This is a genomic window from Phocaeicola vulgatus ATCC 8482 (assembly GCF_000012825.1).
Classification (GTDB): Bacteria; Bacteroidota; Bacteroidia; order Bacteroidales; family Bacteroidaceae; genus Phocaeicola; species Phocaeicola vulgatus.
Genome location: NC_009614.1, coordinates 4,027,046 through 4,039,730, shown reverse-complemented (window position 1 = coordinate 4,039,730; position 12,685 = coordinate 4,027,046). Strand labels below are relative to the sequence as shown.

Sequence of the window (12,685 nt, the reverse complement as noted above, 5' to 3'; positions counted from 1 at the left end):
CCTCAAGCAGACTTTTGTTATGCACATTCTAAAGACTATATGGTTTATTTTTAAGAATCCAAAGTTTTTCATATAACTATAGAAATTATCTATAAGAAAAGAATATACTCCCCAACAGTTGTTTTTGGGGAACTTTATTATCATCTATTCTCCTCTTCCTTATTGAATTTCTCTCTTTGTTCTTTCTTTTGTACGATATTGATAAAAGAAGAACTAATGATACCGGTTGGAATGGCTACCATTGCCACACCTACCAGACAAATAATACAACCCAATAATTTCCCCAAAAAGGTAATGGGATAAATGTCACCATATCCGACTGTAGCAAATGTAATAATGGCCCACCAGATTCCGTCACCGATATTTTTAAAGACTTCAGGTTGTGCATTCCTTTCAATATAATACATCAAAATGGCGGAAAAGCAAATTGTAATGAAACTAGCTGTGTAGGCTGTTTCAAGTTCTTCTCTGACAGAAGCAAGAGCCATACCGATAATTCGGAAAGATCGCGAGTGCCGTATTAACTTAAAAATAATGAAGATATAGGGTAAAATAATGACATGAACGACTTCCGTATCCCAGTATGCATAGGTAAGAACACAAGGCAGTACTGCCACGAAGTCAACAAAACCATAAAAAGAGAATGTATATTTCAGACGTGCCTTTGCTGTTTTCATACCGGGATAGAGTGCCGGTGCAGATACGATACGGGCTGTGTATTCAATAAGAAAAATAAAAGAAGACACATAAGTAATGCCGAATAACAGTACTTTGTATGTGGCCATTTCTTCAAATGAACTTGCAATGACGGCTATAATTGAAATCAGAATGAAGAAAAGAACAAAATATTGAACAAATTTTCTTCTCAATAACTGTTGAATCAAAATATATAATTTCATTTTTGCAAAAAAAATTATTTATTCATGCTATCCGTGTGTTTTCCACACACGGATGCAATCACTTTGTTATTCAGACTCTTTTATTGGATGTTTTACTACAAACCTTCTCAATAATAAAAGCCGCTTTTTAGTTTTGTATTGCTAAAAACGATCCGCAATTATCTGACTAAAACACATAAGCAAGTGATAACTGCCAATATCTATTTTTGCTTTCGAATACATCACCATCAAAAATTTGATCTATGGCATCATGCTTATTGCCTCCTATATTATGCTTGGCAGACTGGGTTAATCCTATATTATAATAGCAACTTACCATTAAATGATTTACAATTTTCACTCCACCTCCCAAGTTCAATCCGACTTCAGTCGAACGCCATCCCATAGATGGAAGATCCTTATCTATAACATCCACAGCTATATGAGCAAGTTTGCGTCCCCAATTGTCCTTGTCTACCAAAAAAGAAAAGGAAGGACCGACCCCCAAAAACAAATCAAAATTATTTGACATTCCCATTTCCCATTTCAGTTCTATAGGAATATCAATACTTTGTGTTTTAATGTCAGCGCTACGTCTGTTAGAGGTATTTGTCAGTTTGATTCCACGCTCTACATACAGCAAAGAAAAGTCCAAAACGATACCATGAAATCCTGTTTGATATTGCAACATAGGCCCTACTTGAAATCCTGTCAAACTCTCTTCCTTAAACTGGTCACGCATGCCACTAATATTTGCTTTGTTGCCAAGCACACCGGCTTTTACCCCAAAATGTAATCCCTGAGCTATACTATCAGTGATTCCCCAAAATACGAAAATCGTAAAAAAACAAATTAATTTTTTCATGATCATTTATTTAAGAAGTTGAATATGTTTCTATTATTTTGAAGATTGATGCACAGTAAGTTGTGGGAAAGGGAATCCGATTCCTTCTTTATTAAATGTCGTATAAACAATCTCATTAATATCATATAAAACATTCCAGTAATCAGCTGTTTTTACCCAAACACGGACAGTAATGTCAACGCTACTCGCACTTAATGAGCCTAAAACAATGATAGGGGCAGGAGTATCCAAAATACGTTTGTCCGCATAAATAATACGTTGCAATACGGTTCTTACCCTTTGTACATCCTCTCCATATTCTACTCCGAATACCCATTCAACACGGCGCATTTCCTGTTTGCTGTAATTAATCACAGCATTTCCACTGAGCATCCCGTTGGGAACGTATATCATCCGATTATCAAGAGTGGAAAGTATGGTATGGAAAATCTGTATCTCTTTTATTGTACCACTTACTCCAGGTCCATCTATATAATCGCCTACTTTAAACGGTTTAAAAACAAGTATAATCAAACCACCTGCGAAATTGGAAAGATTGCCGGAAAGTGCCATACCTACAGCCACACCGGCTGACGCCAAAAGTGCAGCAAAACTGGTCGTTTCCACTCCCAACTTGCTGATTATGGCAAAAGCAAGTACCATGTTCAATAAAATTTTCACTAAACTTTTCAAGAAAGTCTGTACACTGGTTTCTATCTTCCGTTTTTCAAGAACTTTGGCTATTAATACACTAATCTGCTTAATGATAAAACGACCGACTGAATATATCAGAATGGCGACAAATATATCCTTACCAGCGTCCATTCCAAAATCTACCAGTTTCTCCAGTGCTTGCTCAAGTTTACTGCCTGAGGCTGCATTCAATAATAATAAATTCATTTTTTTCGTTTAACAAATAAAAATTAATCAGCTTGTCACGATCATATTGCAAATATGCCAGCACATCCTGACAGTATAGTTTCGCAATGTTCCAATAAATCATCCAATATATTTTTACATTCCTAAATAGTCGGATATTTAAAGCCGCAAAGATATCATATATAATTGATAAAAACCAAACTTATCACTTAAAAGAGAGAACCTAAGCACCGTATTCTGTATCAAGCATACAACTCTAAGATAATATATTTAATTTTTTTCGGTAATATTTGCCGAAACATCGGTGAAGCACTATTATACTAGGTGAAAAATGCACGGCACAAGAACAATCTAGCACTCCATGCTGCATAACTAATCAAAAAGATCCAGTAAAAAAACATAAAACCAACTAGTTAATTCATACTTAAAGAGTATCAAACCAATCATTTTCTGTATTTTTAGGTACTTCTCTGTAAATAATACTCAATAATGAAAACAAGAAAAATATTCTAACAAAACATAACTAAAATACAAAATATTTCAGAGATTCACTCTACCTTAAACTTTACAGCATTCGACATTTAGAAAAAATATCGTAAGAGTTTTAATGAGAGTAAACTCGGAAATTCATTCCGTTGACAAAGCAACCCACTTCCATCAAAAGAACCATTACTTACATGCTGTACCACAGAAAGGCAACCAATATATCATACTATCTTCTGATCTTTCTTCTAAACTTTACCCTGTACTCTTTCATACGGTTAGTTCACTATATCATAACAAGATAATAAGCTGCTATTAGAGAAAACAATATTTTTTTAAGATGTTTGTACACTCTGATAAAATTAATACCTTTGCGAAGTCAATTTATATATAAACAATGTCGAAATGTAAATTGAATATTGCAGATAACAAAAAAAGGACAAAGAAATATGAGACTTATAAAAGTAACAGGTGGTTTGGGAAATCAAATGTTTATTTACGCTTTTTATTTGCGAATGAAAAAGTACTATCCCAAAGTGCGTATAGACCTTTCGGACATGATGCATTATAAAGTGCACTACGGATATGAAATGCATCGTGTGTTTAATCTGCCCCATACAGAATTTTGTATAAACCAACCTCTGAAAAAAGTTATCGAATTCCTTTTCTTCAAAAAAATATATGAACGGAAACAAGCTCCCAATAGTTTACGAGCTTTTGAAAAGAAATACTTTTGGCCTTTACTTTATTTTAAAGGATTTTATCAGTCGGAACGTTTCTTTGCAGATATTAAGGATGAAGTTAGGGAGTCTTTCACTTTTGACAAGAATAAAGCCAACAGTAGAAGTCTTAATATGCTTGAAATTTTGGACAAGGATGAAAACGCAGTATCTCTACATATTCGTCGTGGAGATTATTTGCAACCCAAGCATTGGGCTACTACCGGAAGTGTATGCCAGTTACCTTACTATCAAAACGCAATAGCGGAAATGAGCAGAAGAGTTGCCTCTCCATCTTACTATATTTTTTCAGATGACATTGCTTGGGTAAAGGAAAATCTTCCATTGCAGAATGCAGTATATATTGATTGGAATACGGATGAAGACAGTTGGCAAGATATGATGCTTATGAGTCATTGCAAACATCACATCATCTGCAACAGTACATTCAGCTGGTGGGGAGCATGGTTAAATCCCAATATGGACAAAACGGTAATTGTGCCTAGTCGTTGGTTCCAGCATTCCGAAGCTCCGGATATCTATCCTACGGGGTGGATAAAAGTACCAGTGAGTTAATCCATAATACACATGAATACGCACGTCTGGAAAGCTAAAAAATAATTGGCATTTCGGAATCCGCTGAGCCGAAATTTCGGCTCAGCGGAAATTGTAGCATCCATGTTCATTTTTGGTTTAACACACCTTTTCAAACCATAGTACGACCATCATAAATTATTTTGAAGAACGATTGACAAATGCTTCAGCAGAGTCGTTCAATGCTAAAATCAAAGCTTTTCGAAGCCAGTTAAGAGGGGTGGCTGATGGAAATTCTTCATGTTCAGACTGGCTAGGCTATACGCTTAAAAGAAAGCTTGCCAACCGGGAAAATCCGCTGACCCTAACTCACTTGGTTAAACCAAAGGTAAACCGCCCCATTCGGAGAATAAAAAAAGGAGCTACATTTTACCGTAACTCCTTGATTCTCATCCGTCGGGGTAGCGGGATTCGAACCCACGACCCCCTGCTCCCAAAGCAGACTCCATTTTATTAATCAATAATCTGAAAATAAATAAGTTACAAACAACAGATTTGATTATAAGGATAAGTTTTTGAACATTTATTGTTTAAACATCCCTCCCCTACCCGTCAAAATCCAATCAGCCGAAATCCCATAGTCAAGGACCAAGTACGCTATCCATTCAGGTTTTAGGACACTTACTTCCGGCTGGTTTCTGACTGTATTTATGTTCCAATAATTTATATCATGGGCCTTGGTGTATGTAAGAAGCCCACGCATACGTTTCTGTGCTTTCAGCATATCTATCGCTTCAAAGAAACGTTTTGTTATCGCTATTCCTTCTTTTGATATATTCATAACTGATTATTTTGACAATATACAAAGATAGATAAAATAATAAATAAAACAATGGATAAATAATATTATTTGCAATTCAAATAATATTATCATATAGAAAAAAAATCTATTTTTACTCTGGATTTTTAATTTAATGGTGTTTTGCATGCTTTGATCGGTCAGTTCTGCACTATGATAGAGGATGAAGTGTTGAATGATTTTCGGGATGAGGATTTGGTTCTTGATGTGGAAGGCTTGAATGTGGATGATGGTTGTTATACTTGGTATATGTCTGTAAAAATTGGTATAATATAGAAACTGGGGAAGCGTTGTGCCGTTATTAAAGTAATATCAACCACGATGACAAGGATTATATATCATTAACGGATATGGTGCGTAACATAGAGAACGGACTGGCTCTTATCGAAAAATGGTTACGCAACAAAAATACGATAGAGTTCCTTGGAATATGGGAAGAAATGTACAATCCGGATTTTAATTTCCCCGAATTCGAGGGAATTAAAAATGAAGCCGGACTGAACCGGTTTATTCTGTCAGTGAAGCAATGGACTGAAAAGACAAATTCGAGAAGACTTATTGCAAAAGCCGGACGCTATGGCGGCACTTATGCCCATAAGGACATTGCGTTTGAATTTGCCTCTTGGGATTCTCCCCAATTCAAACTCTATCTGTTGAAAGAGTTCCAACGTCTGAAAGAACAGGAACAAACCCAATTAGGCTGGTCTGCCAAACGTGAGCTATCCAAGATAAATTACCGCATACATACCGATGCAATCAAACAGAACCTTATCCCGACAGAGGTAACCGCCAAACAAGCCAGTATTATCTATGCTGACGAAGCCGATATGCTGAATGTGGCGATGTTCGGCATGACCGCCAAGATGTGGCGTAAACAGCACCCAGAACTGAAGGGGAATATCCGGGACTATGCCTCTATAAACGAATTGATCTGCCTTTCAAATATGGAGAACCTCAATGCGGTATTCATAGACCAAGGCATTCCGCAGGGTGAACGGTTGATAAAACTTAATCAGATTGCAATTCAACAGATGAAAGTGTTAGAGGGTGATAACAACGATCGCAAGCTACTAAAATGAAAGAACGACTTTAATAATATGCTATTATATGAAAAAAATATATATTGTTCTTTCTTTAATATTAATCCTTACATTCAGATATTACTATGAACATGAGGATAAAATGTTAGATAAAGCCCTTATCTATGCAAAAGAAAATCGTAATGAATTAAAAAAAGTTCTCAAATATTATAAAAATGACAAAGCAGATACCCCTAACACATTACAACCCGTGAATGGGATGAATGATTTTCTTTTTGCCAGCCGATTTTATAAAATTGCCGCCGATAGTTCGTACTTTCGGAAAAATACACGTAAACACTGAATTATAGGCGATAAAAGCAACATATATCATTGAAATATATTAGTTTTGCACCCGGATTGAGTTCATCCCGTTCCAAGACATATTAGATTTTTTAGAAGTATTATGCTTATCTTGTAGTTTGAAAACCTGAGATTATGAGTATTGTCAAGATGTAAACAAAGAAAAAAGTAGAGATTAGAATCTTTATTATATCATTAATGTAATAATTTACACTATGGTATCATGTATTTGATTCTATTGCATAGCAAAACACAATGTCTTTTTCTTCATTTCTATCGAAAGCATAAATGCGCATAGAAGATTCATCTACTAATATTTTCTCAATGCTTCTTCCTAAATCAAAAGTTCGTAAATGTGTTCCATCATAGGAATACACTTCTATCTTGCTATTTGCGGAAGATAGTTCTTTTTCTTTTACACCTCGATAAAGAGCATAAATTTGATTTTTTCCACAAACTATGTCAGAATAATGAAGAATCATTTCATTATCTTTGTTTAAGCGATATAAATCATATTGATTATTTGCATCTCCTATAATAGTATTAAGTTGAAATTTCTGATCAGAGAGTTTGTAAATCTCCAAACGATTGATATAACGGTAAGCTGCAACAATAAAATTCATTTCAGTTGCAATTTTACACTCGTAAGGTCTTGAATATTCTCCTTCCTTAGGCTTTAAAGGAAAGTTTACACTATTCACTACTTTTTCTGTTTTTAGATTCATAAGTTCCACCGAAATTTCTTTGGGCATAAAACTTGTACCAATGAATAAACTATCATTATATTGAATCAAACGAGTATATGCTTTAGGTATTCCTCTTTGTTTATTCCATAAAGGAAAATGCAAGGTCTTAACATACAATAATGAATCAGAGTTGAAATGAAGGACATCTAGTTTATTCATGCTGTTTGAGTAAATTCCAATCTTCTCTGGCTCTTTCATTTCACATAATGATGGAACAATGAATTCTTTAGGACCTTGACCTATATTTCCATATTGTATATATGAATTTTCTTGCAGATTGTAGATAGTTAAAAACGGATTAATCCGACTATTTAACACATATAATTTACTATCATTTAGACACCATCTTTCAGGATAAAATAAAAAAGGAAGTTTGATAGCAACAGAATGGATAGTTTCATTCTTTAAATCGCCCTTTGTGCATTCTTTTACTTCGTTTTGAACTTTTATGGTATGCTGACAACCACAAAAAATCATTGCATATATAAAAAAATATATATGCAATGATTTTAAAAGTATAGATTTATTCACCATCTTTTGCAATCCTCTTTTCCTTTTCCTACTTTTTCCAGATAGCAGCAATCATATATTCGTTCATCTCCCTCAAGGATCCTACGATATCCGTTGGCATTATCACATTGGGTTGTTTCATCCATAGCTAAAGCTTCTATATTAGCTAAAGTTAAACTAAACATCTTTACATCTTGTTGTGATGTATACACATTATATCCTGCGATTAAAACTATAGCTAAGGCTATAGTTTTAATGTTTGTTTCATCTTTCAAGTATTTAGAATTTAAATATTTACAAATATAATAATGCTATTCTAAAAAACAATACTTCGGGTAAATTTTACCGAAAATTTTCTTCATGACATTATTCATTTATGTGTTATTATTGTTTCCATAAACTCTTTATGAAGATACAAATCATCGATTTGTAGTACTTCAAAACATTGAATTATCTTGCATTGGAAGCAACTCTTCTCTTTTAAACTTGTTGGATTCGACATAAATTGAATACAGGTATCAGGAGTTAAAGAACCGTCACTTATCCATCACCCGTTCTGACTGATCCGTAGAAATCCAGCGTAAAGGATTTTTCTGCAACATTTCCGTATACGGTTATGGTCCGCCAGAAATCACCCGGTTCTTCCGCTTTATAGCTCACTGTCATGACAGCGCTCTCACCAGGCTGTATCTCATCCCATCCGTAGTTCACCATCATGCAGTCGCAGGAAGTGGTGACACCCTTTATGCGGAACACTTCCTTTCCTGCATTGTAGAGTGTAATCTTTTTATCAACAGTCTCATTTTCACCTACTGTATCGTAATGGTATTCTGTGGAATCTAGTTGGATGATCGTAACGGACCATGCAGTAGACTTGATGCCTGCTATCTCCTTTAGATAGAGTTCTTTGACAGATAGGTTGTGGATTGGATTCCCAATGACTTTCACCCGGTTACCGGCATCCACTAGAAAAGTCTGGAACATCATATTGCTGGGAAATCGGTTCAGTTTGTAAAGATCGTCTGCTGTATCGATGCATACTGGATTTGCAAAGTTGTCGCATCTAAGGATATGTCTAATTTCACTTACATTCTTTGTCTGGAAGAAGAACAGAAACGGAATGTCTGTTTCACTCAATGAATCCACCTCGTTGATCAGGTCCTTCCATTTGGGTAACTGGAGCTTGCAACTGATGCAGCCCACCGAATCCACAAATACGATTACCTTGTATCTGGCAGGTTGGATTAGTATCAGTGGCGAAGCGGGTGAAGACAGGTCCTTCGGGCAGAAGGATTTCCCTGTCGGTCCATTCTTTTACCAGTTGCTCGATTTGTTTCCTTTCACTGTTCTGGCAGGACATTGTTACGAGCAAAAGAAAGATAAAGATTGTGCTTTTCATATTTAGCTTCTTTAATTGTGTAAAGTTAACCTAAATTTCAATGTCTTTGCTGTTTACAACTATGTTGTACAACACGGCACAGCATAGTTTACCTAGAATCTCCTTAGCAACAGTCTGTTTGATTTCGTAACGAAATCATCATAATGCTCATTCCGCCCCCCTGGAAGAATGAGCATTATGATGTAAGTACTTATTTTGAGGTAAGTTATAGGTGATTTATAGATAAAATCTAGATATTGAGGTTTAGTGATTGTTGTAATTTAGCCCATAGTTTTTTGAAGAAGTTTGTAAAATGTATATTATCCAGCCAAATGGTAGTAGTATCATTTCGGCTTTTGGCGATATCTATTTTTACATTTTTGACCGGTATGATTTTCTTTTATCCCTGTCGTATAGGTTGCCTGTATAGTATATTTCTTTTCCTGTAATAGGGGAATGGTCTCACGCTTCTTAATAAATTGTGGATCAAAACTTGAATTACGGTCACGAGGAGTGGATACGGTTACCTCACCTAATGGTGTCTGGACCTGCTTTTGCATTTTCCCGTTACGGCGGTTACCCATTTGACGTTCTTCTTCTGTAAGATGTGCATCCATCTCACCCTCTAGAGCTGCATTCAGGATACTTTCCAATAAAGGGGCAAAAGCACCGTCTTTACCTAACAAGGGCTTACCTGCTCTCAGCTGCTCAATTGCCTTGTTCTTGATACTCTCAAAATCAAATTCTTCTTTCATACAAAAAAACCGTGTTAGCAAAGTTAATATTTTACTCTTTGCTGACACAGTTTTATTTACATCCTCACTTTAAAACAATCCTTCATACCATTCTGCTTAACCTAAACAATATTGCTCGTACTATTTTATCTACATATAACTAAAGTTTCCCATTCTCTATTAAGTAGTTGAGAAATAACAATAATTATCTATATGTCTACTATTTGCAGAAAAAATCGCAAATAAACGCTACAAAATCTCTTTTACAACCTATCTATTAGCAAAAGTTAATTATATCAACCTTCTTATTGACTATCATTTTCTTTTTCTAGGTTTTGTTTCTTCTTTTGTACGATATTGATAAAAGAAGAACTAATGATACCGATCGGAATAGCTACCATTGTCACACCTACCAGACAAATAATACAACCCAATAATTCCCCCAAAAAGGTAATGGGATAAATGTTACCATATCCGACTGTAGCAAATGTAATAATGGTCCACCAGATTCCGTCACCGATATTTTTAAAGACTTCAGGTTGTGCATTCCTTTCAATATAGTACATCAAAATGGCGGAAAAGCAAATTGTAATAAAACTAGCTGTGTAGACTGTTTCAAGTTCTTCTCTGGCAGAAGCAAGAGCCATACCGATAATTCGGAAGTTCAATCCGACTTCAGTCGAACGCCATCCCACAGATAGAAGATCTTTATCTATAACATCCACAGCTATATGGGTAAGTTTGCGTCCTCAATTATCCTCATTTACCCAAAAGAGAAAAGAAGGCTCTATATCCAAAAACAAATCAAAATTGTCAGACAGCCCCATCTTCCACTTCTATTCTATGGATATGTCGATACTTTGTGCCTTGATATCAGTACTAGCATCATTGGAGATATTTGTCAATTTCACTCTACGTTGTACATACAATAAAGAAAAACCAAGGTTATTCCATAGAAATCGACCTGATAAAATAAAAGGAAACCACCAGTACATATCTGCCCATGGTGGTTTCCTTGTCAATCTAAATCACAGCTGGGAAATCTATTGTTACTACATCTACCATCCCGGATTCTGTGGTAACAATTGCGGATTTCTCTGAAGTTCTCCTGTCGGAATCGGATAAAGGTACATCTTGTCCTCCCAAGTACGGCTTTTTCCTGCCTGATATGAAAGGTCGGGATTCGTGTAGTTGGGATATACAATGGCCAGATTACCGTCAGGTTTTCTTTTTCCCACATAAGTCAGTACATTATTGAGCAGTTTACCGGCTTTCCAACGTTTCAGGTCATTGAATCTGAAACCTTCTCCTGCCAACTCAATGCAGCGTTCACGACGGATCTCTTGTAAAACAGGGCTCAGGCTGTATCCCCAGTCCGGCCATTTGGGATCGGTAAAACCTACATTACTGTCAGGTGAGGCATTCCAACACGGTCTCTTAATTGGTTGACAGTTCTATCCAAATCCGCATTGGTGATGGTATTCAATTCCGCTTTTGCTTCCGCATTGATCAGCAGGGTTTCTGCATAACGGTAAGCGATGCCATCGAAGGAGCTTTTCATATACAACGCCTGTGAGTATATGGGATTGAATCCTTTGATAGGTCTGTATCCTGTGAAACAGTGCTGGGTGATAAACTCATCCTCATTCACCACAAAAGTAGAGTCCTTCAGGTCATCTGTCACGTTTGTCGGAAAATCGTTGGTGAGGATCAGCTGTTTCAGACGGGGGTCACGGTTGGCCGTTTCCTTTCTCATTGTTTCATCGCCTAAATATTTATTACTTAGTGAAATGGGAAGCCCGTCCGAACAAAGGAAGCTTTCTACAAAACTTTTGGAGAAACCGCATCCGGCCTCACGTCCTGCAGCTGCCATGTTGTGTTCACGTATGTTCGTCTTATAATCCACGTAGAGGACGGCCTCTTTCAGGTCACTCTTGTCGTCTATGCGGTACATATTGAAATAGTCTTCTTGTGGATGGCCCGTATTATAGATTTCATATCTTCCTGATGTGATAAGCTTGTCACTTTCAGTTGCAGCCATTTGCAACCACTTTTCTGCTTCTGAGGCATATTCCAATTCATCATGGTATTTATAATGGGTACCTTCATTCAGGCAGAAACGTGCCTTTACGTGTCTGGCTATGTCCTTATTCAGGCGGTTGGCTTCTTCACTGCCTGCTTCCGGCAGCCATTGGATGGCGAAATCCAGGTCTTCGATGATTTTTTGGAACACTTGGTTTCTCTTCATTTTCGGACCGTACAGTTCCTCGCTGTCCACATTCAGGTCAACTTCCAGCCAAGGCACATCTCCCAAAAGCTGAATCTTGTTGAAATATTCCAGCGCACGGAAGAAACGCATTTCAGCTACATAAATGTTGACATCCGCTTCGGCAGCCTGCACACTCTGATAATGTGTCATGAAATAATTGATGTTACGAATATTCTGCCAGTTTGATTTTTGCCATACGCCACCTTCTGTAGGCACGACATATTGTCCCCATAGGAAAGAATTGATATCGTTGGGGACCTGGATGTCACTGTCCGTGTCATCTAGAACACTGACTCCTCCCGGTATCAGACCATAAAAGGCATTGGCATAGGCTTTCAGGTCATTGACAGATATCCAAAAACTCTGGTCATTCAAATTTTGCGGGCCTCTTTCCAGAAAAGAGTCATTACAGCCTGTCAGAGACAGGGCAGCCGCCATATAAAGTACATATTTCAGTTTCATAAAAGTTT

Annotated in this window: 12 protein-coding genes and 4 pseudogenes; 5 read left to right on the top strand and 11 right to left on the bottom strand. The window is 36.6% G+C overall.

Annotated elements, in window-relative coordinates; translation table 11 throughout:
* Positions 1-140 precede the first annotated feature (140 nt).
* From BVU_RS16175 to BVU_RS16165, 3 genes are all read right to left on the bottom strand, one after another.
* Positions 141-899, bottom strand: a complete 759-nt coding sequence (locus BVU_RS16175; RefSeq protein ID WP_012055604.1) for an ion transporter — start codon at positions 897-899, stop codon at positions 141-143.
* Positions 900-1,065: 166 nt separating this feature from the next.
* Positions 1,066-1,743: a porin family protein gene (locus tag BVU_RS16170; RefSeq protein WP_012055603.1), complete on the bottom strand. Its 678-nt coding sequence runs from the start codon at positions 1,741-1,743 to the stop codon at positions 1,066-1,068.
* A gap of 33 nt (positions 1,744-1,776) precedes the next feature.
* Complete coding sequence (locus tag BVU_RS16165; protein WP_005843474.1) at positions 1,777-2,622, bottom strand: mechanosensitive ion channel family protein; 846 nt, start codon at positions 2,620-2,622, stop codon at positions 1,777-1,779.
* 911 nt (positions 2,623-3,533) lie between these two features.
* On the opposite strand from BVU_RS16165, the gene BVU_RS16160 reads away from it, so the two are divergent.
* Both BVU_RS16160 and BVU_RS21790 read left to right on the top strand, forming a co-directional pair.
* Positions 3,534-4,379 carry an alpha-1,2-fucosyltransferase gene (locus tag BVU_RS16160; RefSeq protein WP_005843472.1) on the top strand — a complete coding sequence of 282 codons (846 nt, stop codon included), beginning with the start codon at positions 3,534-3,536 and terminating at the stop codon, positions 4,377-4,379.
* A gap of 124 nt (positions 4,380-4,503) precedes the next feature.
* Positions 4,504-4,667 (top strand): annotated as a pseudogene (locus tag BVU_RS21790) (transposase); the annotation flags it as partial.
* A 253-nt stretch (positions 4,668-4,920) separates the two neighbouring features.
* Here BVU_RS21790 and BVU_RS16155 read toward each other — a convergent pair.
* A complete protein-coding gene (locus BVU_RS16155) occupies positions 4,921-5,178 on the bottom strand; it encodes a hypothetical protein (RefSeq protein WP_005852383.1) in 258 nt (85 codons plus the stop codon).
* A gap of 171 nt (positions 5,179-5,349) precedes the next feature.
* Between BVU_RS16155 and BVU_RS22880 the strand changes: the two genes are divergently transcribed.
* Genes BVU_RS22880 through BVU_RS16145 form a run of 3 tightly spaced genes read left to right on the top strand, consistent with a single transcriptional unit; the run spans position 5,350 to position 6,579 of the window.
* On the top strand, positions 5,350-5,472 hold the full coding sequence (locus BVU_RS22880) for a hypothetical protein (RefSeq protein ID WP_256192615.1): 123 nt from the start codon (positions 5,350-5,352) through the stop codon (positions 5,470-5,472).
* A 35-nt stretch (positions 5,473-5,507) separates the two neighbouring features.
* The gene (locus BVU_RS16150) at positions 5,508-6,275 is read left to right on the top strand and encodes a KilA-N domain-containing protein (protein WP_049764365.1); all 768 of its coding nucleotides are present in this window, start codon (positions 5,508-5,510) and stop codon (positions 6,273-6,275) included.
* Between the two features lie 28 nt (positions 6,276-6,303).
* The gene (locus BVU_RS16145) at positions 6,304-6,579 is read left to right on the top strand and encodes a hypothetical protein (RefSeq protein WP_012055600.1); all 276 of its coding nucleotides are present in this window, start codon (positions 6,304-6,306) and stop codon (positions 6,577-6,579) included.
* A 220-nt stretch (positions 6,580-6,799) separates the two neighbouring features.
* Here BVU_RS16145 and BVU_RS16140 read toward each other — a convergent pair whose 3' ends face one another.
* From BVU_RS16140 to BVU_RS16115, 7 genes and pseudogenes are all read right to left on the bottom strand, one after another.
* On the bottom strand, positions 6,800-7,858 hold the full coding sequence (locus tag BVU_RS16140) for a BF3164 family lipoprotein (RefSeq protein ID WP_012055599.1): 1,059 nt from the start codon (positions 7,856-7,858) through the stop codon (positions 6,800-6,802).
* Positions 7,852-8,109: an NVEALA domain-containing protein gene (locus BVU_RS16135; protein ID WP_012055598.1), complete on the bottom strand. Its 258-nt coding sequence runs from the start codon at positions 8,107-8,109 to the stop codon at positions 7,852-7,854. The genes BVU_RS16140 and BVU_RS16135 overlap by 7 nt, the downstream gene beginning before the upstream one ends.
* A 265-nt stretch (positions 8,110-8,374) precedes the next feature.
* On the bottom strand, positions 8,375-8,971 hold the full coding sequence (locus BVU_RS16130; RefSeq protein WP_229035951.1) for a DUF1573 domain-containing protein: 597 nt from the start codon (positions 8,969-8,971) through the stop codon (positions 8,375-8,377).
* Positions 8,964-9,233 carry a hypothetical protein gene (locus BVU_RS22875; RefSeq protein ID WP_049764364.1) on the bottom strand — a complete coding sequence of 90 codons (270 nt, stop codon included), beginning with the start codon at positions 9,231-9,233 and terminating at the stop codon, positions 8,964-8,966. Before BVU_RS22875 ends, BVU_RS16130 begins: the two co-directional genes overlap by 8 nt.
* A gap of 434 nt (positions 9,234-9,667) precedes the next feature.
* A pseudogene (locus BVU_RS16125) lies at positions 9,668-9,967 on the bottom strand (transposase); the annotation flags it as partial.
* A 284-nt stretch (positions 9,968-10,251) separates the two neighbouring features.
* A pseudogene (locus BVU_RS23055) lies at positions 10,252-10,943 on the bottom strand (potassium channel family protein).
* Between the two features lie 61 nt (positions 10,944-11,004).
* Positions 11,005-12,677, bottom strand: a pseudogene (locus BVU_RS16115) (RagB/SusD family nutrient uptake outer membrane protein).
* Between the last annotated feature and the right edge of the window lie 8 nt (positions 12,678-12,685).

Coding starts and splice junctions, on each gene's coding strand:
- BVU_RS16145 (WP_012055600.1), top strand. CDS start 6,304: ATGAAAAAAATATATATTGTTCTTTCTTTAATATTAATCCTTACATTC.
- BVU_RS22875 (WP_049764364.1), bottom strand. CDS start 9,233: ATGAAAAGCACAATCTTTATCTTTCTTTTGCTCGTAACAATGTCCTGC.
- BVU_RS16170 (WP_012055603.1), bottom strand. CDS start 1,743: ATGAAAAAATTAATTTGTTTTTTTACGATTTTCGTATTTTGGGGAATC.
- BVU_RS16165 (WP_005843474.1), bottom strand. CDS start 2,622: ATGAATTTATTATTATTGAATGCAGCCTCAGGCAGTAAACTTGAGCAA.
- BVU_RS22880 (WP_256192615.1), top strand. CDS start 5,350: ATGATAGAGGATGAAGTGTTGAATGATTTTCGGGATGAGGATTTGGTT.
- BVU_RS16140 (WP_012055599.1), bottom strand. CDS start 7,858: ATGGTGAATAAATCTATACTTTTAAAATCATTGCATATATATTTTTTT.
- BVU_RS16175 (WP_012055604.1), bottom strand. CDS start 899: ATGAAATTATATATTTTGATTCAACAGTTATTGAGAAGAAAATTTGTT.
- BVU_RS16160 (WP_005843472.1), top strand. CDS start 3,534: ATGAGACTTATAAAAGTAACAGGTGGTTTGGGAAATCAAATGTTTATT.
- BVU_RS16155 (WP_005852383.1), bottom strand. CDS start 5,178: ATGAATATATCAAAAGAAGGAATAGCGATAACAAAACGTTTCTTTGAA.